The sequence below is a fragment of the Xenorhabdus sp. KJ12.1 genome, assembly GCF_963876495.1.
GTDB lineage: Bacteria > Pseudomonadota > Gammaproteobacteria > Enterobacterales > Enterobacteriaceae > Xenorhabdus > Xenorhabdus stockiae.
Map to the genome: position 1 here is coordinate 125,479 of NZ_CAWNQH010000061.1, position 22,924 is coordinate 148,402.

Annotated in this window: 11 protein-coding genes; 1 reads left to right on the forward strand and 10 read right to left on the reverse strand. The window is 45.8% G+C overall.

Features of this window, described 5'->3' with window-relative positions:
- Positions 1-56: 56 nt before the first annotated feature.
- The 4 genes from astD to AACS92_RS07835 all read right to left on the reverse strand — a co-directional run bounded on the left by astD (position 57) and on the right by AACS92_RS07835 (position 5,079).
- On the reverse strand, positions 57-1,535 hold the full coding sequence (gene astD, locus AACS92_RS07820; RefSeq protein WP_099108405.1) for a succinylglutamate-semialdehyde dehydrogenase: 1,479 nt from the start codon (positions 1,533-1,535) through the stop codon (positions 57-59).
- Positions 1,532-2,578, reverse strand: a complete 1,047-nt coding sequence (gene astA, locus AACS92_RS07825) for an arginine N-succinyltransferase (RefSeq protein ID WP_099108406.1) — start codon at positions 2,576-2,578, stop codon at positions 1,532-1,534. Before astA ends, astD begins: the two co-directional genes overlap by 4 nt.
- 22 nt (positions 2,579-2,600) lie before the next feature.
- Positions 2,601-3,812 (reverse strand): aspartate aminotransferase family protein, encoded by a 1,212-nt coding sequence (locus tag AACS92_RS07830; RefSeq protein WP_099108407.1) that lies wholly within the window; start codon positions 3,810-3,812, stop codon positions 2,601-2,603.
- Between the two features lie 679 nt (positions 3,813-4,491).
- Entirely contained in the window at positions 4,492-5,079 is a 588-nt protein-coding gene (locus AACS92_RS07835; protein ID WP_099108408.1) for a GNAT family N-acetyltransferase, read from the reverse strand.
- A gap of 595 nt (positions 5,080-5,674) precedes the next feature.
- Between AACS92_RS07835 and AACS92_RS07840 the strand changes: the two genes are divergently transcribed.
- Positions 5,675-6,310: a hypothetical protein gene (locus tag AACS92_RS07840; RefSeq protein ID WP_099108409.1), complete on the forward strand. Its 636-nt coding sequence runs from the start codon at positions 5,675-5,677 to the stop codon at positions 6,308-6,310.
- Between the two features lie 11 nt (positions 6,311-6,321).
- On the opposite strand, the gene AACS92_RS07845 is transcribed toward AACS92_RS07840, so the two are convergent.
- The 6 genes from AACS92_RS07845 to AACS92_RS07870 form a co-directional block, all read right to left on the reverse strand.
- On the reverse strand, positions 6,322-7,500 hold the full coding sequence (locus tag AACS92_RS07845) for a hypothetical protein (RefSeq protein WP_099108410.1): 1,179 nt from the start codon (positions 7,498-7,500) through the stop codon (positions 6,322-6,324).
- A gap of 147 nt (positions 7,501-7,647) precedes the next feature.
- Positions 7,648-8,745, reverse strand: coding sequence for an ABC transporter permease (locus tag AACS92_RS07850; protein ID WP_099108411.1), 1,098 nt, complete (start codon positions 8,743-8,745; stop codon positions 7,648-7,650).
- Positions 8,738-9,685 (reverse strand): ABC transporter ATP-binding protein, encoded by a 948-nt coding sequence (locus AACS92_RS07855; RefSeq protein ID WP_099108412.1) that lies wholly within the window; start codon positions 9,683-9,685, stop codon positions 8,738-8,740. Before AACS92_RS07855 ends, AACS92_RS07850 begins: the two co-directional genes overlap by 8 nt.
- Before the next feature lie 10 nt (positions 9,686-9,695).
- A complete protein-coding gene (locus AACS92_RS07860) occupies positions 9,696-11,267 on the reverse strand; it encodes a condensation domain-containing protein (RefSeq protein ID WP_099108413.1) in 1,572 nt (523 codons plus the stop codon).
- On the reverse strand, positions 11,264-16,078 hold the full coding sequence (locus AACS92_RS07865; RefSeq protein ID WP_241537850.1) for a type I polyketide synthase: 4,815 nt from the start codon (positions 16,076-16,078) through the stop codon (positions 11,264-11,266). Before AACS92_RS07865 ends, AACS92_RS07860 begins: the two co-directional genes overlap by 4 nt.
- A 37-nt stretch (positions 16,079-16,115) precedes the next feature.
- On the reverse strand, positions 16,116-22,865 hold the full coding sequence (locus tag AACS92_RS07870) for a non-ribosomal peptide synthetase (RefSeq protein ID WP_099108414.1): 6,750 nt from the start codon (positions 22,863-22,865) through the stop codon (positions 16,116-16,118).
- Between the last annotated feature and the right edge of the window lie 59 nt (positions 22,866-22,924).

Genomic DNA, 22,924 nt, shown 5'->3' on the forward strand with positions numbered 1-22,924 from the left:
AGAAAACCAGCTGGTCTTTAGAAACCGGCTGGTCAGAAAAAAGCTAACTGAAAAAATTAAGAGCGGAAAAAATCAAGCCCGGGGACGAATGTGTCTGGCAGAGACAGTTTGTCCGTCACCAAAGATGCCATTGGCCATGCACAATAATCAGCAGCATAGTAAGCACTTGGACGATGATTACCTGATGCTCCAATCCCACCAAAAGGTGCCTTACTGGAAGCGCCGGTCAGTGGTTTGTTCCAGTTCACAATCCCGGCTCTTGCTTCTTCCTGTAATCGAAGGAAAAGGCTCTCATCAGGTGAAATCAACCCTGTCGCCAGACCGAAACGGGTATCATTGGCGATGGAAATCGCTTCCTCAAAGGTGTCATAACGCTGCAAGGTCAGCAGAGGGCCGAAATACTCTTCATCAGGAACCTGACTAATGCCTGTCAGTTCAATAATGCCGGGGGTCATAAAGGTTGAATGCGGATCCGGTTGTGTGAGTGTCAGCAGAGCCTTGCCGCCCAGTGCCAGCAACCCTGATTGAGCATTCAGCAGACTTTCTGCCGCTGCCAAAGAGATCACTCCGCCCATAAAAGGCTGAGGTTCAGCATCCCAACGGGACGGGACTATCTGACGAGCAGCTTCAGTCAGCCGTTGAATCAGGGCATTGCCCTTCTCACCCTGTTTTACCAACAATCGGCGGGCACAAGTACAGCGCTGCCCCGCGGAAATAAAAGCAGACTGGATAATGGTATACACTGCCGCATCAAGATCATCATAATCATCGACAATCAGGGCATTATTTCCCCCCATCTCCAGTGCCAGCATTTTTTCCGGCTGACCAGCCAACAGGCGGTGGAAATGAAAACCGGTTGTTGCACTGCCCGTGAACAGTACTCCGTCGATCTCCCGACAATCCAGTAACGCACCACCGGTTTCCCTGCCCCCCTGAATGAGGTTCAATACCCCCGCAGGTAATCCGGCTTTTATCCATAACTCCACGGTTTTTTCTGCTGTGATCGGCGTTAATTCACTTGGCTTAAAGATTAATGTGTTACCGGCAATCAAAGCAGGAACAATATGGCCGTTAGGTAAATGACCGGGGAAATTATAAGGCCCAAAAACGGCCATCACGCCGTGAGGACGATGTTGTAATATTGCCTTTCCATCCGGCATAGCGGTTTCTGAATAACCTGTCCGTTGCTGCCATGCCTCAATGGAAATAGCAACTTTACCAATCATAGACTGAACTTCTGTCCGGGTTTCCCACAATGGTTTGCTGGTTTCTTCACTTATCACACGGGCAATTGTTTCTTTTTCCTGTGCCAGTAAATCAGCGAATGCCTGAACAATGGCAATACGTTTTTCAACTGCCAGCTTTGCCCAGTCTGAAAATGCCCTGCGTGCTGCCAGACCAGCTTCTTCCACTTGCTTAACAGAAGCACTGCGTGCCTGCCACAGAATTTGCTGATCAATAGGCGAATGTTTAACTACCTGCACACCCTGCCCGGTTACCCACTTACCATCAATGTAATTTGCCTGATCACTCATTGTGAAGTTTCCTCGGAAAAAAGAGCAGCACAGCGAACTAAATCCCCTTCCTCTACCTGAAGTGCTTCCATTTCTGCGCCAGTCAGGCGCAGTTCATCACTATCAATAGCGTCAGAGATATTCAGCAGCAACGCTTTAAAATCCTGAAAATGTAGGTTAGAAACAATGCATAGCCTGCCATCACTCTGTCTGAAGGCATTCTCTTTTCTTTTAACAGACACTAGCCGGCTGGCTTTTACGGTTCGCACATCATCGATCTCAGCCTGCAAAATAGCGCCGGCATCAAAAATATCGACCATACCGTGGTAGGAAAAACCTTCTTTTTCCAGAATCGCGCGGGCCGGCACTGTATTCTCATGTACCTGCCCGATAGCCCGCTGTGCCTCTTCCGGCAACAAAGGAACATAAATCGGATGGAACGGCATAAGTTCAGCAATAAATGTTTTGGTGCCAATGCCTGTCAGATAATCAGCCTGCGCAAACGGGACGTTGAAAAAGTGTTGCCCAAGTGCATTCCAGAATGGTGATTCACCCTGTTCATTAACTACTCCGCGCATTTCCGCAAAAATAGTTTTCGGAAAAAGATGGCGAAACGCTGAAATAAATAAAAAGCGGCTTCTGGAAAGGAAAATACCATTGCGCCCCCCATGATAAGCCGGGTCAAGGAACAGGGTGCACAACTCACTGTATCCGGTGTGATCCTGCCCTACAATCAAAGTCTCAAACGAATTGTAAATTCCCAATTCACGGGATGAGCGCACCGATTTATGAACACGGTAATTGTAGAAAGGCTCCTCCAGCCCAACCGCAACCTCCAGTGCACTCACCCCAACAACACGATGCTTTTCCGTGTCTTCCAGAGTAAACAAGAATCCCTGTTGTGAACGCTCGCGCCCATCATGGAATGAATCAATGCTGCGTGAAATCCGGGCTGCCAGATATTCCTGATTATTTGGCAACGACGTCAAACCCACTCCAGCGCGAGACGAGAGATCGAGGATATCCCCCAAATCTTTATGTTGAACGGATCTAAATAGCATCATGATATCACCTCAAAAACTGGGTTTATTCCTGAACAAATCGCTTGAGGGCATTTTCAAGCCGGGCAAAACCGTCGTTGATATCCTGTTGTTCAATATTTAATGCCGGAGCAAAACGCAGTACATTCGGCCCAGCAATCAGCGCGATTAACCCTTCTTCCGCAGCAAGATTGGTTAATGTTTTCGCTTTACCCTGATATTTGTCCGCCAGTTCTGCGCCCAGCAATAACCCTTTACCACGTATTTCACTAAACACTTGGTAACGCTGGTTCAAATCAGTCATATGCCGGATGAATTCCTGATGGCGCTCCTGCACACCTGCCAAAAACGCCTTCTGGTTCACTATGTTCAGCACTTTATGAGCAACTGCACTTGCCAGTGGGTTACCACCGAATGTCGTGCCATGTGAACCCGGCTGGAATACTTCTGCAACATGCTGTTTAACCAGCATCGCTCCGATTGGGAACCCACCGCCCAATCCTTTTGCACTGGTCAGTATATCCGGCTCAATTCCCGTTTCTTCATAGGCATACAGATACCCCGTGCGGCCAATTCCGGTCTGTATTTCGTCATAAATCAGCAATGCCTGATATTCATCACACAGCTCTCTTAACGCCTTCAGAAAATCTGGCGTTGCCGGGATAACACCACCTTCGCCGATAATGGGTTCAACAATGACGGCACAGGTTTTATCAGAAATATGTGCTTTAATGGCTTCAATATCGTTATAAGGGAGATGAGTGATTTGTTGTGGAAGAGGAGCAAAATCTTGTGAATATTTAGGTTGTCCACCTACTGTCACTGTAAATAATGTTCTTCCGTGAAAAGAGTTTTCAAATGAGATAATTTCGCTTTTATGGCTGCCATGTTTATCTAAAGCATATTTTCTGGCAATTTTCAGCGCAGCTTCATTTGCTTCAGCACCAGAGTTACAGAAAAAAACCTTATCAGAAAAGGTATTCTCGACTAAATCTTTTGCCAGCTTTAAGACCGGTTCATTAGTGTAACCATTACCAATATGCCAGAGGTTTTCCATTTGATTGTTTAATGTTTCTTTTAATTCATTATTAGCATGTCCTAATGCGTTAACAGCAATACCTCCAGCAAAATCAACGTATTCTTTTTCATCCTGATCCCATACTCTGGAGCCTTTAGCTCTGACAGGAATAAACGGAGCTGGTGCGAAACAAGGAACCATATACTGTTCAAACCAACTTCTCTGAATTTCTTTCGTCATTTGTTTTACCTCGAATAATTAACAAGAAAGGTGGTAATAGGCGTGTATTTAAAGAGTCTTTTAAATTAATGGATATGCTCATATTTTCCATTAATTATTTCTATTAATTTTTAGTTTTATTCATTCATTGAATCAATGCTTTTCTGAAACTTAAAATTAATCTTTCAACACCTTTCATTGCCAGGCCTGATTAACAATTAATCGCATCATCTCTTTGATTTTTAACAAAGTCAACACAACGTAATCACAATGAATTTACTTTTTTGATGTTTTTCACAATTTATAAAAATGATTTTTTATTCAGTTTATGCATAAACATTGCATAAAAAATAAATAAAAGGAGGTATATAATTAGGCAGAGCGAAAAACAGCCGTGTTTTGCTCGGTAATTATTCATTTATTGAAGGTACATTTTACAATCAGGTATATTAAAAAATATTTGCAAATACGAATTTTTACAAAAAAATAAATATAGTTATTTAAAATCAATAGATTATATTAATTAAATCTCAGATATTATCATGACTATTCAGATAAACTGGCCTGATGATAGTTCAACAACTTCCGGTTACATGAATGATCTTCCCGTTAATCAACTAAATAAAGGGAATGTACTTTTTCAGAGAACTGAAACAGAAAAAAGTGCAGAAGAATATTGGTACTTCTGCACTGAGTCGAGTCATTGCCTGAGCATTGCGTACATCATGGGACCATTGAAAGGAAGCGGATATTCAGCGGTGACTTCAAACCCCAGCCGCTCATAAATTCTGACGTTTTTTTCATTCGAGGTTTCAAGAAACACAGGAAACCCTTCACGTTCAGCTCTCTCAAGCCCGGGATCAATAACCGCACGACTCAGCCCCTTTCCCTGAAAGTCAGGATCTACGGCGACTACCCCCAAAAACCAGCACGGAAAATCAGGGCGTTCTTTCGCCATAACTGCTTCAGATGCCTGCATTATGTTCGCTCTTTCTCCTGCGATCTTTTCAAATTCAACGGACAGCGGAACAAAAACAGACGCTGCATCTTCAATACCGGGAGCCGTCCAAATAGACACAGCCGTTCCATCATCAGTAGCCCACACATGCCCTACTGCCATACCGACTTTTCGAAGAAAAGCCTCCAGATAACGCTGTACTCTCTGCTGGTGACTATCCTCAGCCAGAAAATGCCGCATCAAAGGATACCCATCAAAAGCACGTGTCAATGTTTGTATGCAACGCGTTAGTTGTATTTCTGATATTTCTTTAGACTCACAGACACTCATGTTTTCGCACCTTTATCTTATTAATACCCAATTAATTCTCGGATATATTCAGTTCAGAACGGCAAAATACATCTTTTAACTACAATAAGATTACTTAACAAATCATCATGCATCAATTAGAGATATTTATCCAATTAACGCAATAATAATTCAAGTGAATTGAAAGCATCTCTCAATCAGGATAAAAATCCAAAAACAAAACAATTCACTTATAAAAATACAAAATGAAAATAACAAGCAGCAACAGTGAAGTTTTTTTATCTGATAATGATGTTAATTACACGAAAAAAAATCACATTGCATTCAGAACATTCTTAACAACTGAAGAGATAGAAAAGGAAATCATCGTATGCCACATTACTGACTTTAAATATCATTAAGCATAATTTATTGGAAATAACATTAAGAATATCCATAAACAAAAAACAGAGTGGTTTAATAATAGTTTAGACATCTCAAATAAAAAATATAACTCTATTTATTTCTTGCGGGATAAACATTTCCGACTATATATTAATATTCAGCATGTTTATTTATTTTCTTTTAGTTTCCATTTTGTATGTAGCCCGAATACCCTTAAATATCAGGTAAAAAAATGCAGCAAACAAACTTATCTATCTGGCGTTATTTAATATCACGGGATGTGATGCTCAACATGATTATACCGATTATTCTGTATCATGCTGCATTCCATGTAGGCGGTGTAGGTACTGCCTTACTGCTGACAACAATATATTCAGTTATTCTCAGGATTATCAGTAAAACACAAAGTATTTGGGTAGTGATCGCTCTGTTGTTAGTATCAGGGCTAAGTCACTATCTTTATATACACGGATATACCCTGTTTGATAAAAAACTGGAGGAAGTTTTCGGTTCAATTAGCAGTGCGGCATCACTGGTTGCAGTCTTCTGTTTTTATTCACTAATAGGAAAGCCGGCTGCAAAAACAATGGCGGAGCAAGCCATGCCGGGATTAAAAACTATCTCAGTTTATGGCAAGCCCATCTATGACAGAGTATGGCACGAAGTTTCTATCGCCTGGATTTTGGTCTACCTGTCAAAAGCAGTCGGGCTTTATATTCTTGCAAATCGAGCCGGGTTTCCCATTGATACCATGATCACTTTTTGCGGAACACCACTGACCATACTGATGATCCTATTCAGCTTTTATTGGCCCCGATATCGCTGGCGCTCATATCGTAAGAAACAGGAACGCAATAAATCAGAGTAACAATATTCCTATTACTTTTCTCTCTCACTCTGTAACCTTTTGGCTAAAAACGTTTTTTCAATATAGTCGACAATAATATCACTCGCATTATGTTCAAAGATATCCTGGGAAAAATGAGCATTAACTTTATCTTTCGAGAGAAACTGGTCAATCATCTCCAGAGCACGCTTTCTTTCTATAGGACGATTAATAAATAAATCGATGCATTTATCAGTTAATGCTAGCCCGTCTCTCTCTGATAAGTAGGCGGGGATTTCAGGGTATCCATATTCCGGCTGCCACAGAAAACCATACTCAGGGGGATAATAATGTTGAAGATATATTTCTAACTGTAATTGTTGACTATAATTTTGTGGGGGCAAGAAAAAAACATCTTTATTAAGCGCAACACATTCATAAAATGTGGTAAGCCCTGCATTCGATAATACTTTACGGGCCCGCCGTAATTTTTTCAGAAAATCATGTCTTGAAAAACAATCGACATGGATATGAGGGTGTGTTTCAGCGAGTATATTTTTCAGATTTCCGATTGTTCTTCCTCCACCTGCAATCGTAATATTTTTTTCATTTTTCAGATTGGGAATAGATAGCAATTCCTGAAGAAAATGGTAGTAAAAATCAGTTGTCTCGCTGTAAACCGTGTCAATACCACCAAGGGTAATTAATACACCTTCTAATGGATGATCATCCATTAAACATTGTTGCAAAGAATCAGAAAGAATGGGGGGTATAACTTGATAATCACCAAGTTTATCACGGAATTTGGCAAGATTTCGTTCTATTCCATGAAAATTCTGAATAAATGTTTTTTCGGTTTGGTGCAGATCAGCGTGGAGATTACTCCACATCCAGAATAGCGTATCGATATAGACAATGGGTGTACCCAGTTGCGAAACAAAATTGATCGAGCCGGGATTGGTATTGTTAATGTAAAGACTGGCTCCTGAAATCAGCTCTGAATAACGTAAAAGCTCAGTAACAGAAGTCGTATCACACTCATAAATAATATCAAATAAATTCGATTTTTCACCTAATTGAGAAGAGGTAAGTGTACCTAATAAAATTAACTTAGCATCCGATATCAATTTATTTCGATGCTTTAATTGTTCCACAATATTTAATGTAGTCGATATCGGACCAAAACAGAATGGTTCTGCGTCAAAAATAATATACGGAATATTTTTTAACATATTATAATCTCATAAATTAATATTTAAATTTCCTATATCAGATTTCTTTCCATATAACTTTCCATATAAAAAAACAAAAAACCAACCAGAGTGGAATATTTCCATTATCTACTTTTTCAAGTGGCTGCCAAAGCAGCCACTGACAGATTAATACCAGCGGAAAATTCGCATTCCTAATATAAAAGTCATGATACCAATGACAACCAGTGCAATAGAGGCAGGTACAACCTGTAATAAGTCCCCGCCTTCAATAAATACTTTACGCATATTATCAGCCAGAATGGTTAACGGAAGATATTCAACAATGTTGACCATCCACTGTGGAAAGTGTTTATAGCTGAAAAAGATCCCAGATAACAAAACCAGTATCAGAATCGAAACCTCCAGTAAGCCGTTCGCAGTCTGAGCCTTGCGTGCCCGGGATGCCACCAGCACTGCCACACCAGAAAAACAGATATTCCCGGCAAAAAGTAAAAGCAGGAAGGCGTAAAACGAACCCTGTATTTCTATATCAAAATAGATCTTAGCAAACTGATAAATAATCAGTATTTCAACGAAGTTGATGATAAGACAGGCCAGAATATGTGCCATCAGAAAGGTGGTCTTACGCATTGGTGTAATACACATCTGACGAGTAACCCGCGCGAGACGTTTTTCTGCCAGTGCCCAGCCGACGGCAATTAAACAGGTTTCCATTATTGCCATCGCCAGTAATCCCGGTATCAGAAAATCCAGATAACGCAGCCCCGGTGTTTCCAGAATGAAAAGATTTTTATCTGTTTGCTTTCCCTCTTGCTGATTGAGCAAATAGTAAGTCAGCAGAGCATCACCATCCTGTGGATCAAGGTAGTGAATCTGTTTTCCCTGTGTATTCTGTTCAATGAACATCTGAATATCACCCCGTTTCAACCCGAGGATCACCGCTTCACGGTCAGGGTAATATTTTATATGATATTTAACCTTTACCAGATTATTCCGTTTGATTTCATCCTGATTGATAATGCCGGAGATAGTGTGTTCATGCGCTGTAAACTGCTCTCCCCATTGTTTGATCTTCTGTTGTTCCGCCACTTCTGTTGGCAGAACAATGCCGATATATCTTTCGGGAATATCCTGTGATGAGAACGAAAGCCCTAATAGCCAGACCAGCAAAAGCGGAAAACCAAATGACCAGAACAGAATTTCCGGCTCACGGATATATTGCCTGAATTGTGTTTTCATCAGGTTGATCAGCGCACTATTCATGGAAGCGTCTCCCTGCCAGTGTCATGAACAAATCATCCAGTGTTTTCTTTCTGATCACCAGTTCATTGATATCGGTATCGGCTTTTTTGGCACATTCAAAAAGCTCAGTCACAAAGCTGGCTGAATCGTCAATTATCATACGGATCCTGTTTTTTGATTCATCGTATTCATAACTTGATACCCGATTATGCCGGCTCAGTGCTTGCAAACGTTCAGGGAACCGGGTCGTCAGCTCAATCAGATCGCCGTTACAGTATTTTTTCAGTAATTCATCCATGCCACCCTGTGCAATAATTTCTCCTTTATTCATGATACAAATCCGATCACATAAATACTCAGCTTCTTCCATATAATGCGTTGTCAGCAGCATAGTGGATTTTTTTTCCCGGTTGAGTTTGCTCAGAATGTCCCATGTATCATGCCGGAAACGCGGATCAAGCCCTGTTGTCGGCTCATCCAGTATCAGAATTTCCGGCTCATTCATAATGGCAACACCCAGAGCCAGCCGCTGGCGCTGGCCTCCTGATAACCCTTCCACATAAGTCCGGTGCTTCTCCGTTAATTCAACCAGTTCCATCACTTCCTGCACCCGATGACGTGAACAGCCATAGAAACTACCGAACAGAGTAAGCACTTCTTTCACTCTGAGTTTGTTGATAAATAACGTTTCCTGCAAGACTCCGCTGAGACGCCGACGCAGATAAGGTGCATCATGCTGCCATGTTTTTCCCAATACCCTGACAGAGCCTGAATCTGCTTTTTTTAGTCCTTCCAGTATTTCAACCAGTGTCGTTTTTCCCGCACCATTCGGGCCGAGCAGACCAATGAACTCACCACGATAAACGTCCAGAGAAATGCCTTTCAGCGCCTGATAATCTTTGTACTGTTTCCTGACCTGCTTAAACTCAATCACTTTCTCTTCTTGTTTCTGAATAGCCATTCTCTGTATCTCATTCAGTGATAAGTTGGGAGAGAGAAGATAGTTTTTCCTTCAGCAATCCGGTAAAACAGGCCATCCCTGCCTGATTAAAGCAGCAGCAGTTAATTTGCATGATTGGTTTGCTATCTTCAGAAAGTGTGACGTAAATATTGATAGAGTCATTTTCCCATTGGGTAGAAATGGCCTGACCGGGCAACGCCTGATGTTCCCGATGTTCACTTTTCCAGTAGCTGCTCAGGCGTAACCCATCCAGCCTGCTACCCGACGTCTCAGATTTGAATACATCCTGTAATATATTAATGTTTATCGTTGGTTGTGAAATTTCTACGCTGCGTCTGGCTCGGCGAATGATAGATTGCGGTGGTCTGGGTTCCATAAACAAAAAATCAGCCAGAAAATGCGGGTAGAGCCGGGCACGCCGGAATACCTTGCTGTAAAGCCAGCTACCTGCACGGATTGCCAGAGAATAAATACCGGGGCTGCTATGCCAGCGCTGTTCAGCCAGTACACCTACCGGCAAACTCCACGGGCATTCCATGTGGTCATAGGCCGATAAAATCTTTTCCCTGACCTGTTCCAATAAAGCAATTGTCGTCGCCTCATTTTTTCCTTCTCTATCCTTTAGGCTGTCCAGATTGACAGGCACCGGCATAACACGCAGCATGGGTGCCATCAATGTTTCACTTCCGGGCTGTTCCCTGCCTTCCAGCACTGAATTCAGCGAGAAACGGGACTGCCCTGTCATGGTGTAAATCACCTCTGCAACCAATGTCAGAAAAACCATCTGCAATGTTGCTTTTTGCTGTTTAGCCAGCGTGTCCAGCAAGTCATAGCTATTTTCAGGAAATGGCAGGTAAAACTCATGATCGGTCAGAGTATTCTGGTTGAGATAGCGAGCAGGAAAACGCGCATAAGGATATCCCTTCAGATGCTGCCGCCAGAAAGCCAAATCTTGCTGACCATGTTGATGATGGGTTTCCCGCTCATAACAGACCCATTCATCAATTTGCATTTGATCAGGTAAATTTAACTGGCTTTTTTTCCCGTGACATCCCTGTTCATAAAGCCGCCAGAGCTGTTGCTCAAACAAGTGGATGGCTCCGCCATCCGCCACAATGTGAGGAAAGCATAAAAACAATACATGTTTTGATTCTGCCAACCGGAAAATCTGTGCCCGCAGATGGGGAGGCGATTTGAGGTTAAATGGCGTATGCAGGAATTTTTGGCTATTTTCAGTCACCTGTTGTTCCTGCTTATCGGCATCATAAGCTGACAGATCCAACAGCGGCAGATCAAACTCCCGCATCTGGCAAAGCCGCTGCATTGGTGCGTAATCCAGTATTTCCGTGCGCAGGGAAATATGCGACTGGATTAGCGTATTGATAGCCTGTTCCAGCACCGCTATCCGCAGTTCTCCTTCAATCAGAATACCAACCTGATTGTTAGCTGTATCCCCCAGTGCAGTAGATACAAACCAGAAACAGTGCTGGGCATATCCCAACGGGAACCAGTTTCCCTGCTTGTTATTCCCGGTGCCGTGCGAGTTTCTGGCGGCCTTGCCTCTGTGCATTTTGGCTATCATCGCCTTTCCTCCGAACTGCCTATCAGGTTGTCCGGCTGCACCTTGTTACGCAGATTGACCTGCTCAGCCAATTGTTCAATCGTGGAGTGCTCGTAAATAAACCCGACAGGAAATACCACCTGTAGCCGTTGTTTAATTTTTGCGATGATCTGCACTGCCATCAGTGAGTGACCATTCAGTTCGAAGAAATCATCAAACACCCCTAATGGGCCTATACCCATTTTTTCCTGCCAGATATCAGCAATAATTTCTTCCGTCTGATTGCGGGGAGCCTGATAAGCGACACTTAATACTGGGCGGGGATACAGATTCTGCTCGCCCGTGTTTGCCGTATTTTGGTCCTGTTCCGCTGGGATATTGTTTTCCACCGTGTGGTCAGTATCCGGTAACGGTAAGCCGCGGGTAGAAACAGCATAAACACTGTCCCCATGTGACAGTAATAATTCCAGTAACCGGCAACCCTCTGCCGGCAGAATACCGTGCCTGATACTTTCTTGTTCTTCATTATCCTGATACCACTGACGCAGGCTATCCACAGCCATTCCTACCTCACGCCATGCATCCCAGCCAATAGCAAGATAGCGGGTAGATTTTTTCGTGCCTGAATGTGACTTACTGAAATTTTTCTCATCTAAAACAAGTTGATGACGTGATAAAGCGTAAGCATCTTCAAAAGCATTGGCTGCACAATAAGCGACCTGCCCGATTGTACCTATGTGGGATGCCAGTGATGAACTTAAAACGAAAAAATCCAGTGGGCGACGTTTAAACCAGTTATCCAGAACCTGTGTTCCCAGTACTTTTGACCGGAATACCTGAAGTGAGTCTTCGAATCTGCGATTCTGGATCAGCCCGCCATCGGCAATACCTGCACAATGAAAGATCCCGTGGATTTGCCCATACTGGAGAACAACATCGGTCAGTGCTTTGTTGACTCTTGAAGCATCCGCCAGATCGGCAGAAATGACTGAAACAGACGCGCCCATCTGCTTTAACTGTTGTAACAAACGGATATGGCGTGAGCGCTTATTGTCTGCATCATGAGTTTCCAGCCAGTCTGACCATTCATTACTGGGCGGTAATTCACTGCGGCTGATGAAAATCAAATGGGATTGATAATGCTTCGCCAGATAGAGTGCTATTGTGGCTCCAATACCGCCAAATCCGCCCGTAATCAGGTAGTTTCCCCCATGTCTTAATAGCGGGGATGCCGTCGCGGGTAAAACTGCGGTTTCAGTCAACGGAACATAACGATGCCTTCCGCGAAGCGCGACGATATTATCCTGATCCTCCTGTTCTTCCGGCTGTCTGAGGATCTCTGTCAGTAATGCTGATATTACGGCATCAGACGGCTTAGGATTCAGTAAAGGCAGTGACCAGCGAGCAGGCAGGGCAATATCAATACTCCTGCACTGCACCTGTTCAAACTCTTTTGGAATGACACGACATGGGCCAAGCAGCAGCGCTTTAGCCGGATCGTTTCTGTCCTGTTCTGTAATCGAATGCAGTCGGTTGGAGAGGATATCTATTTTTAGTGAAACCGTTTTCAGTTGATCCTCATCTATTCCATCTGTTGCTAATCGGTCTACCGCAAATTGCCGGGCGATATGCAACAGAGATTCATAATTGGTAAAGGCCGTGTTCAATGCAATGGAAGCTGAACGCGTTATTGACCAGGCATGAATGATGTGAGTGACCTTCACTTTCCGGTTGTTAAATAAATCCGCCAATGTCTGATAGTCTTCGCTGCTCTGCGGATTGATGATGACCTGACGTGTGTTTGTATCTGCTTTAAAACGTCCGCCCTGTATCACCTGCCAGACTTCACCACCTAATTGTGTCAGTTCAGCTGTTAGCTGTTTGCCTACTCCTGAACCGTCCATAAAAATCAGGAAAACCTGCCCGTTTAACCGGGCATAATCTGCCACCGGTATGGTCATCTGTTTCCAGCGGATCTGGTGACTCCACTGCTCCAGTGGCAACCGCCCGTTATCTGAAGCCGTCTGTCGGGTATGAGAAGCCTTTTTATGCGAGGTATCACTAATCCATGAATCCAGACTGTAACGCTGACGCTGGAATGTATATCCGGGCAGAGGAAGGCGGTGGCGTTTCTGTGGCTGATAAAATGCAGACCAGTCGACAGATACCCCCTGTTGCCATAGCTGCCCTAATAGATTCAGTAAATGTTGTCTGTCCGGGATAGTTTGTTTGATACTTCGGGTACTGTTGAACACCCGCTGATGTGCCGCTGAACCTGTAAGCTGTATTTTTGCCAGTCCGGTCAGAGCACTGCCCGGCCCCATTTCCAGTAAAACTGGCGCTTTTGAAGGTGAGGTTTTTTGTGATTGAGATTGCTGTATATGGGAGACTGAAGTAACTTCCTGTTGAGACAATAAGCACGCCACTCCCTGACTGAACGCAACCGGTTCACGCAATTGACGTACCCAGTAATCCGGCGACATAGCCTGTTCAGCAGTGATCCATGTTCCCGTTACACAAGAAATAAAGGGTAATTCTGGCGCTGATAGTGTTATGCCATCAAATGTCTGTCTGAACGGCTCCAGACACGCATCCATCATCGCACTGTGAAAAGCATGGGAAGTATGCAGCGTACCGGATTCGATATTATCCTCCGACAGACGCGCTTCAAGCATCAGTATGGCTTCTGTTTCGCCGGATACCACACAAAGTTCAGGCGCATTATAAGCAGCCAATGTAACACCCTCAGTGAGATAGCCCTGTAATGTTCTTTCATTAAGTTCTACCGCCAGCATTTTTCCGGCAGGCATCTGATTCATTAAGTTAGCCCGCCTGATCACAATCTTCACTGCATCTTCCAGAGTGAAAACACCCGCAATACAGGCGGCAACATATTCTCCGATGCTGTGACCGATGCAAGCCGTAGGACGTATCCCCCATGCCATCAGCAACTGACTCAACGCATATTCGACAACAAACAGAGCTGGCTGGGTATAACGTGTCTGATATAACGCCGGGGTTTTATTCGCTTCAGCCGTATCGAAGATTAACGGACGGATATCACGCTCCAGCAAAGGCAGCATTATCTCCGCACATCTATCCACTGCGGCCCTGAATACTGGCTCCTGATCGTAGTACCCCTTCATCATGCCGGGGTATTGTGCTCCCTGCCCGCTGAACATAAAAATGACAGACGAAGCAACGGTACGTAACGTATTTTCCTGTACTGCCCGGGATAAATAATTATCCAGTGCCGTAATCGCGCTGATGTGATCATGGCATACCAGGCTATGCCGATAATCCATTTCATGACGGCCGACATGCAGGGTATAAGCGATATCAGCTAATGGCAGTCGGGGAGATTTTTCCAGCCAATCACGGAAGTTAAGTAACTTTGCCTGTAATGCTTGCGGTGATTTGGCTGAAAAAGAGAGCAACTGTTGCGGGTGAGACGGGCCTGACGGGGAAGTATAAGGGGTTTCCTGCAAAATCATATGGGCATTGGTTCCTCCAATACCAAAGGAACTGACACCCGCCCGGCGTACGCCCTGACACTGCCACGCTTCACCTTTTGTCGGTATATAGAATCTTGAACCGGTCAGATTAATTTCAGGATTGAGGCGGGTAAAGTTGACCGCAGGTGGCAGATAACGGTGCATCATCATTTGTGCAACTTTCATTACGCCCGTCACGCCTGCCGCCGAGTCTACGTGCCCCAGATTCGCTTTGACAGAAGCCACCGCACAGCGCGTCTGCCCTGTTTCCGGCTGCTCATAAGCACTGAGCAGGGCTTTCATTTCCATCGGATCGCCAAGGTGCGTGGCTGTACCATGAGCTTCGATATAACTGATACTTTCTGGTGCCACGTCTGCCACCAGCAATGCGCGCTGAAGAACCGCTGTCTGACCTGCTACCGAAGGCGCAGTGAAACCGATTTTCTCGGCCCCATCGTTATTGACCGCAGAACCTTTAATAATTGCATAAATATGGTCGCCACTATCCAGTGCATCCTGTAACCGTTTCAGCACCACAACACCAACGCCATCACCGCTCAGAGTACCGGATGCCTCAGCATCGAAAGTTCGACAATGCCCGTCATGGGAAAGAATGCCGCTGCCCTCGAAGTGATAGCCACTGTGGGAGGGAAAACCAACGTGAACACCTCCGCCCAGTGCAATGTCACATTCTCCGGCTAATAAAGACTGGCAGGCATAGTGTATCGCCACCATTGAACTGGAGCAGGCCGACCCGATAGTGAAACTCGGCCCCCGCAGATTGAGCTTGTAGGATACCCGTGTCGAAAGCAGATCGTTATTATTGCCAAATAGCAGCATGTCCGATAAATACGGCCCTTCGGCAGTGTGATGATTCAATAGATAATTCATAAAATAGCTGCTGCTGGAACTGCTGGCATACACGCCGATTGGTCCCTGAAACTTTTCCGCTGCATAACCGGCATTTTCCAATGCCAGCCATGACGTTTCCAGAAACAAGCGCTGCTGTGGATCTATCGCCTGAGCTTCCCGCGGAGAGTAACCAAAAAACTCAGCATCAAAATCTTCAGGATGCTCCAGCACGGAAACATTGCGGATAAAATCGGCCCGCGAACGGGCCTCCACTGATATTCCTTCTGCATCCAGTTCGGCATCAGTCAATGGCCTGACAGACTCAACTCCCGCCGCGATATTTTGCCAGAATTGTTCAACATCACTCGCGCCGGAAAATTGTCCCGCCATACCGATAATGGCGATTTCAAAACCGTGCATTTCCAAATCAGACACTGATTCCACTGCCTGTTCCCTCTGAACGTTATTACCATCGGTGTTATTCATGATCCGTTATTCCTCATTCCCACTATTCATCTTCCGGCTACCTTTTCTGCTGCATTTTTTTCTGCATTTCCGCCAGACGCTGACGACCATCAGTGATGTTGTTCAGACTGGTTTCTTTAGCACCCTGCATCCTCTTCATGGCCGATGAAGTTCCTGCGTTTTCACTCTGTCCGTGCCCTCCGTTGATAAAGCGGGCAAGCTGGTGAATGGTGGAATAATTCAGTAAATCAATAATGGAAAGTCGGGTATAACCCAGCGCATGCAGTTTCAGATGAACACGGGCCAGCAGCAGTGAATCTCCCCCCAGATCGAAGAAGTTTTGATTACAACCGGGAGATTCCATGTCCAGCACTTCGGCCCAGACCTGCTGAATGGCAAGCACGACAGGATCGGTCAGTACATTGGTTTTTTCCTCAGCGACAGCGGGAACCGTCTCCGCTAATGGGGAAACGTTACTCAGTTCATGATAAGCAGCCTGCTGTGGGATATCCTGTGGCAATCGGGCAATATCAAGTTTGCCGTTTGCATTCAGTGGCAGAGAAGAGAGAGCCTGAAAATAGGCCGGTATCATGTAACGTGGCAGCCTTTCCGCCAGATAATTACGCAGCTCCATCGTATTCAGAGCCTGTCCGACATGCAGAACGATATAAGCCGCGATCCGTTTACCCCGGTTTTCCTCAATCACCCGAACCGCTGCACGTTCCACATCCGGATGTTTGCACAGGACGGCTTCAATTTCCCCGGTTTCCACTCGATAACCTCTGATCTTGTTTTGGTCATCAATACGCCCCAAGTATTCAATGTTGCCATCAGGCAGAAAACGCCCGCGATCACCGGTTTTATACAGCCGGTCTGAGAGGGATTTATCAAATGGATTTTCAATAAACAGGGTTTGGTAGATGTTTTCCTGATTAAGATAAGCTATCGCCAGCCCCTCACCTCCAATGTATAGCTCCCCCGCAGTACCAACAGGAACAGGATGGAGGAAGCTATCAAGGATATAAACCTGATTGCCCTCATTCGGTCTGCCGATTGGCACACTATGACCTTCGGTTCCCCGATAACGATAGCTGGTGGTAAACGTGGTATTTTCCGTTGGGCCATAACCGTTGATCAGGATCAGTTCAGGATAACGCTCCTTAATGCGGGCTGCGTGCCATGATGACATCGCCTCACCACCGGAAATCAATTGTTTTACCGGTTGCAATAGCTGGGGGCGTTCATCAACGATGAGATTAAGCAAGGATGCCGTCAGGAACAGGCTTTCTATCTGCGATTCCTTAATGATTTTTTCCAGCAGAAGGACAGAAACCACACCTTGCGGGAAGATCACTATTGAACCGCCATTCAGTAACGGTCCCCAGATTTCCCATGTTGAAGCATCAAAACTGACGGAAGCCAGTTGCAGATAACGCTTAAAGGCGTGGAAATCAATATAGCTGACATTTTTAACCAGACGAATAATACCTTTTTGCCCGATCAATACCCCTTTCGGTTTACCGGTAGAGCCAGAAGTGTACATGATATAAGCAGGCAGACCGCCCTGATGTTCTGCGTGAGAATTCAGGTAATCCGGCAGATCACTCACCGGCATTTGTGCCAGTGCAGACTGTTCTTCATCCAGCCATAAAACAGGCGGAAGATCTGGCATAGTGTCAGGCAGCCACCGGTCTGTTACCCGCCTATCAATGATTAACAAATCACACTGAGCATCTTCTATCTGCTCGATCAACCGGATATCCGGGTCGTCGGTATTAAGTGGCAGGTAAACCGCGCCGAGTTTTACCAGTGCCAGCATCGAAACGATCAATTCAACACTGCGCCCCAGCAATAGCGCCACATACTGTCCTTGTTTCACCCCTTTTTCTGCCAGCAGATGTGCTAACTGGTTGGACTGTTGGTGTAACTCCAGATAACTGAGCTGCCGCTCCCCGAATTCAACCGCGAGCACAGACGGTGTTTGGGCTACCTGTTCAGCAAATAATCCAGCCAGTGTTTCTGGCCCCTGATAGCCAGCATCTCCCTGACTGAAATTTTCCAGTTTCTGTTGCTGTACCATTGGCAGGAAATGATTGGCGCAATGCAATGCCTGTGGATCTGCCACCATCGCCGTAAATACCGCGATATAGCATTCCGCCATCGTTGATACCAATCCACGGCTGATTTTATTTTCGTCGTAATCAAGTTGGATGGAGATTTGATCACTGGCCAGCGCCGAAGAGAGCGTAAGATGCTGAAAATGGACATCCAGTGTAAAATGGGTGCCTTCGTAGACGTCCTGCGTATGCAGCCTGTCCACCACTTCCAGCCCCACTTCCGCTGCCATCTGGCCGTAAACATGGAAATCAATATAGTTAAACAGCACCTCATCCAGTAATGGCTGCTGACCGAACTGGCGCTGAATTTCGGCTAATGGATAACGACGATGCGGGATTGCTTCAATTTCGTTAGCAAAGACCTGCCGGATTAACTCGTTCCAGGAGACAGATGTCAGGATTTGACGGAATGGAAGAATATTCAGGAACAGACCATACAGATGCTCTCCTCCCTGCGCCTCAGGGCGTCCGTTCGCGCTGATCCCGGTAAGAATGTCATTCTCTCCGCTGAAAATACTGATGACCTTGACGTGCCCTGCCAGCAAAACGCTTTTCAGCGGGACGCCAAGTTGCAGCATCAAATGACGTAATCCCTGATAAACAGTACTATCCAGCGTCAGGGAAACAGATTTCAGTTTCGGGCTGGTTGCAGGGGAATGAGCACTCTGAATACCCTCCGTATGTTGTTTACGTGGCAATTCAAGGATGGTGCAGTCATCCAGTTTCTGGGCCCAGTAATTTTTTTGTTGTTCATCAGCAATAGCAGCCCGCTCCAGCGCAATAAAATCACGATACTCCAGTGATTTTTTATCCGGTGCCTGCCAGCTTGTCTGTCCTGTCAGCGTGGCATAACGATTGAAGACTTCCACAATCATGGTGTTATAACTCCAGCCATCAAAGACCGGATGACATTCGGTCATCGTAAACTGGAAGGAGTTATCAGTGCGCAGTTGAATGAAGAAACGCAGCAGGGTCGGATTCAGCAGATCAAACGGATTCACCCGTTCTGCTTCCAGCAATGCTTTTGCCCGCACATCCTGCTCTTGTTCCGATAAATGACGCAAGTCTTCTACAACAATCGGTAATTCAGCAAAGTCATAGACCAATTGCAACGGCTCACTGTAATTCTCCATATCAAACGCCGTGCGTAGTACATCATGGGCTGCCACGGTCTGAGCGGTTGCTTCCCTGAATGCCTGCTCATTAAACGCCCCGTTAATACGCAGATGAGACGTTCCGGTACAATGATATACGTTGGCATCCGGTGACATATTCATATGGTAGAACATACCCGCCTGCATCCGGCTGAGCGGGTAGGCATCAACGATTTTTTGCGATCTTTCCTGTGCCTGCGCCTGTAAATGCAAGCGATCTTTCTCTGATATCAGGCTGAATGGTGCAATACTTTGCGCTGACAGTTGATGTTCTTTGCGACGTTCATCAATCAGGGTTGCCAGTTCTGCTACTGTCTGGTGCTGGAACAGATCCGCCAGCGTCAGCAGCCAGCCCTGCTCCTGTGCTTTACCCGTCAGTTGGACACCTCGCAGGGAATCGCCTCCCAGCGCAAAGAAGTTATCATGAATGCCAATCCGCGATACCGGCAATGTTTCCCGCCATAACTTCAGCAATTCACGTTCGGTTTCATTGCGAGCTTCCCGATATTCACTGGCGAGTTGCGGACGTACCTGTTGTGGCGCGGGCAGGGCTTTGCGATCAATTTTTCCATTACTGGTCAGTGGCAGGGCATCAAGGAAAATAAAGGCAGATGGCAGCATGTAGTCCGGCAGAGTACGCTTCAGTTCAGCCCTGAGCATATCGACAGACAATGCTTCAGCCGAACGTGTTCCCGCCGGCACAATATACGCCACCAGATGCGAAGTATGCTCACCTTCGTTCTGGTAAGCCATCACGACCACCTGTTCTATTTCATCAATACGTTTCAGGGCTGTTTCAATCTCGCCCAACTCAATGCGAAAGCCCCGGATTTTCACCTGATGGTCAGCACGTCCGAGATACTCTAACGCACCATCCCGCCGCAAACGTGCTAAATCCCCGCTCCGGTATAACCGCTGCCCTGCTTCTGCCTGCGGGAAAAACTGTCGTTTATCGACAAAACGCTGGGCCGTCAGTTCAGGTCGATTCAAATAGCCGCGAGCCACACCGGCACCACCAACGTATATCTCTCCTACGGCTCCCAGTGGAGACAATCTACCTTGTCCATCCAGTAAAAAAATCTCCAGATCGTCCAGCGCTTCACCAATCGGGCTTTTTCCCCCCTGCAAGGCATCCGCCTGCCTGATCCTGCGATAGGTCACATGTACTGTCGTTTCAGTAATGCCATACATATTGATGATTTCAGGCTGCTCATCGCCATGTTTTTTAAACCAGCCCAACAAATTAGCCGGCTCCAGCGCTTCTCCTCCCAGAATCACATAACGCAGCGACAGAGGTGAATTTATTCCGTTTTTATCCTCTTTATTTAATTGTTCATCAGCCGCCATAAATAGCTGGAAAGCAGAAGGCGTCTGGTTCAGCACGGTCACTTTTTCCTGTTGTACCCACTGATAAAAATGGCCCGGTGTCCGGCTGGTCCAATAAGGCACAATGCTCAGACGTCCGCCGTGCAGTAATGCCCCCCATATTTCCCATACCGAGAAATCAAACGCGCAGGAGTGAAAGAGTGTCCAGACATCATTTTCACTAAAGGTAAAATGACGTTGACTGGCACTGAATAACCGCATGACATTGGCGTGCGGGATTTCCACGCCTTTCGGTACACCGGTAGAGCCGGAGGTATAAATCACATAAGCCAGTGCATCAGGCTGACAGGCCATATCAGGGTTATCCAGCGGCATAGTCTGAATAAAGGTTTTTTCAGTATCGATGCAGAGATAATCCACTTTTTCGTGATCAAACAGAGTGCGGTATACAGGAGTGCCGATAACCAGCTGAATACCCGCATCTTCAACGTAGAAACGAACCCGTTCCGGTGCATGGCTGCCATCGATGGGTACATAAGCCAGCCCTGCTTTTAATACGGCCAGAATAGCAACCAGCATCTCTTCGTCACGTTCCAGACAAAGGCCGATCAATGGCGTTGATTCTACCGTTCCCTCCGTTTGCTGCCTGATTTTCAGCATCTTGATTTTCAAAATATGGTGTGCCAGTTGATTGGCCCGCTGATTAAGCTGTTCATAAGTGAGCGTCTTGCCATTGTCAGTGCTCAGAGCAATAGCCTGCGGACGACGCATGACCTGTTGCTCAAATGCCTGATGTAAGGTGTGTGTGACCGGATGAGTGTTCAGGCTGCGTGGCCACTCTTGCAGTAGCCACTGTTTTTCCGCTTCATTGATACATTGATACTCAGTCAGCGCAGCATGGGCGTTCCGGGCTATTTCCTGCAACAAAAAGCAGAAATTAGCCTCAACCTGTTTAATCGTTGCTTCATCAAACAGGTCAGTACTGTATTCAAATGTGCCCTGCAATTGTTCTCTGCCATCTGCCTGTAAGATTTTTTCCATCGAGAGCGTCAGATCGAATTTGGCGTAATCCCCCACAACCGTGAATGGCGTGGTTTTTATTCCATCTAACTGCCATCCGGCAGAGTCTGAGCTATCAAAGGCAAACATGACCTGAAACAGCGGAGCATAGCTCAGATCCCGTCTGGGGTTGATAGCTTCCACCAGTTGTTCAAAACTCACCCGCTGGTGGGATAAACCATCAAGTACAGTATTAAAAACCTGCGTCTGTAATTGAGTGAAATTAGCATGAGGATCCAGCTCAATCCGGTAAACCAGTGTATTGACAAAGAATCCGACAATACCTTCCAGCTCCAACTGCCCACGCCCGGAGACCGGCGAACCGATAACCAGATCAGTCTGACCACTGTAGCGATAAAGCAGCAGGTAAAATGCACTTAATAGCGTGGAGAACAGGGTTTTATTTTGCTGACGTGCCTGTCGATCCAGTGCCTGTGTCAGTTCAGGCGATAATGCGAAACAGTGCGTTTTACCGCGCAGGCTCAGACGGCTGGGGCGTGGGTGGTCAAAAGGCAGCGCGATAGGCTCAATGCCGGACAGTTTTTCTTTCCACCATACCAACGATTCAGCTAATGCAGCATTTTCATGCTGATCGTGCTGCCATTCTGAATAATCAATGTACTGTATGGGTAACTCCGGCAATTCGGGGAATTTGCCCTGTCGCCGTGCGTTATAGCATGTTGTCAGTTCACGGCTGATAATACCGGCAGACCAGCCATCTGAAATAATGTGGTGCAGCACCATCACCAGATAATGACGCTCCTCCCCGTGTTCAGTTCCACACTGATACAGAGTAAAACGCAATAACGGAGCCTGCTGTAAATCAAACGGTTGCTGACTGTCGTGCTGTAAACGCTGCTTTTGTTCTTCTTCACTCAGCATAGACAAATCAACCGTGACCAGCGGTAAAGATACGGATTCATGGCAACACTGATAAAGTGAGCCATTCTGATACACAAAACCTGTGCGAAAAGACTCGTGTCTTTCCACCATATCGCTGATAGCCTGTGTGAGTGCCGGTATATCCAAATGTCCCTCAAGCACCAGCGCAGTTGTGATGTGATAAATGGCGGATTTTTGTTCGAGTTGTTCATGCAACCATAAACGTTTTTGCGCAAGGGATGCTTTAAACTGAAATATATTTTCCTGCATAAAACCTCCGGCTAAATACCCGTAACTTTGCGGGTTTCGGGTATATTCCATTGTTATTG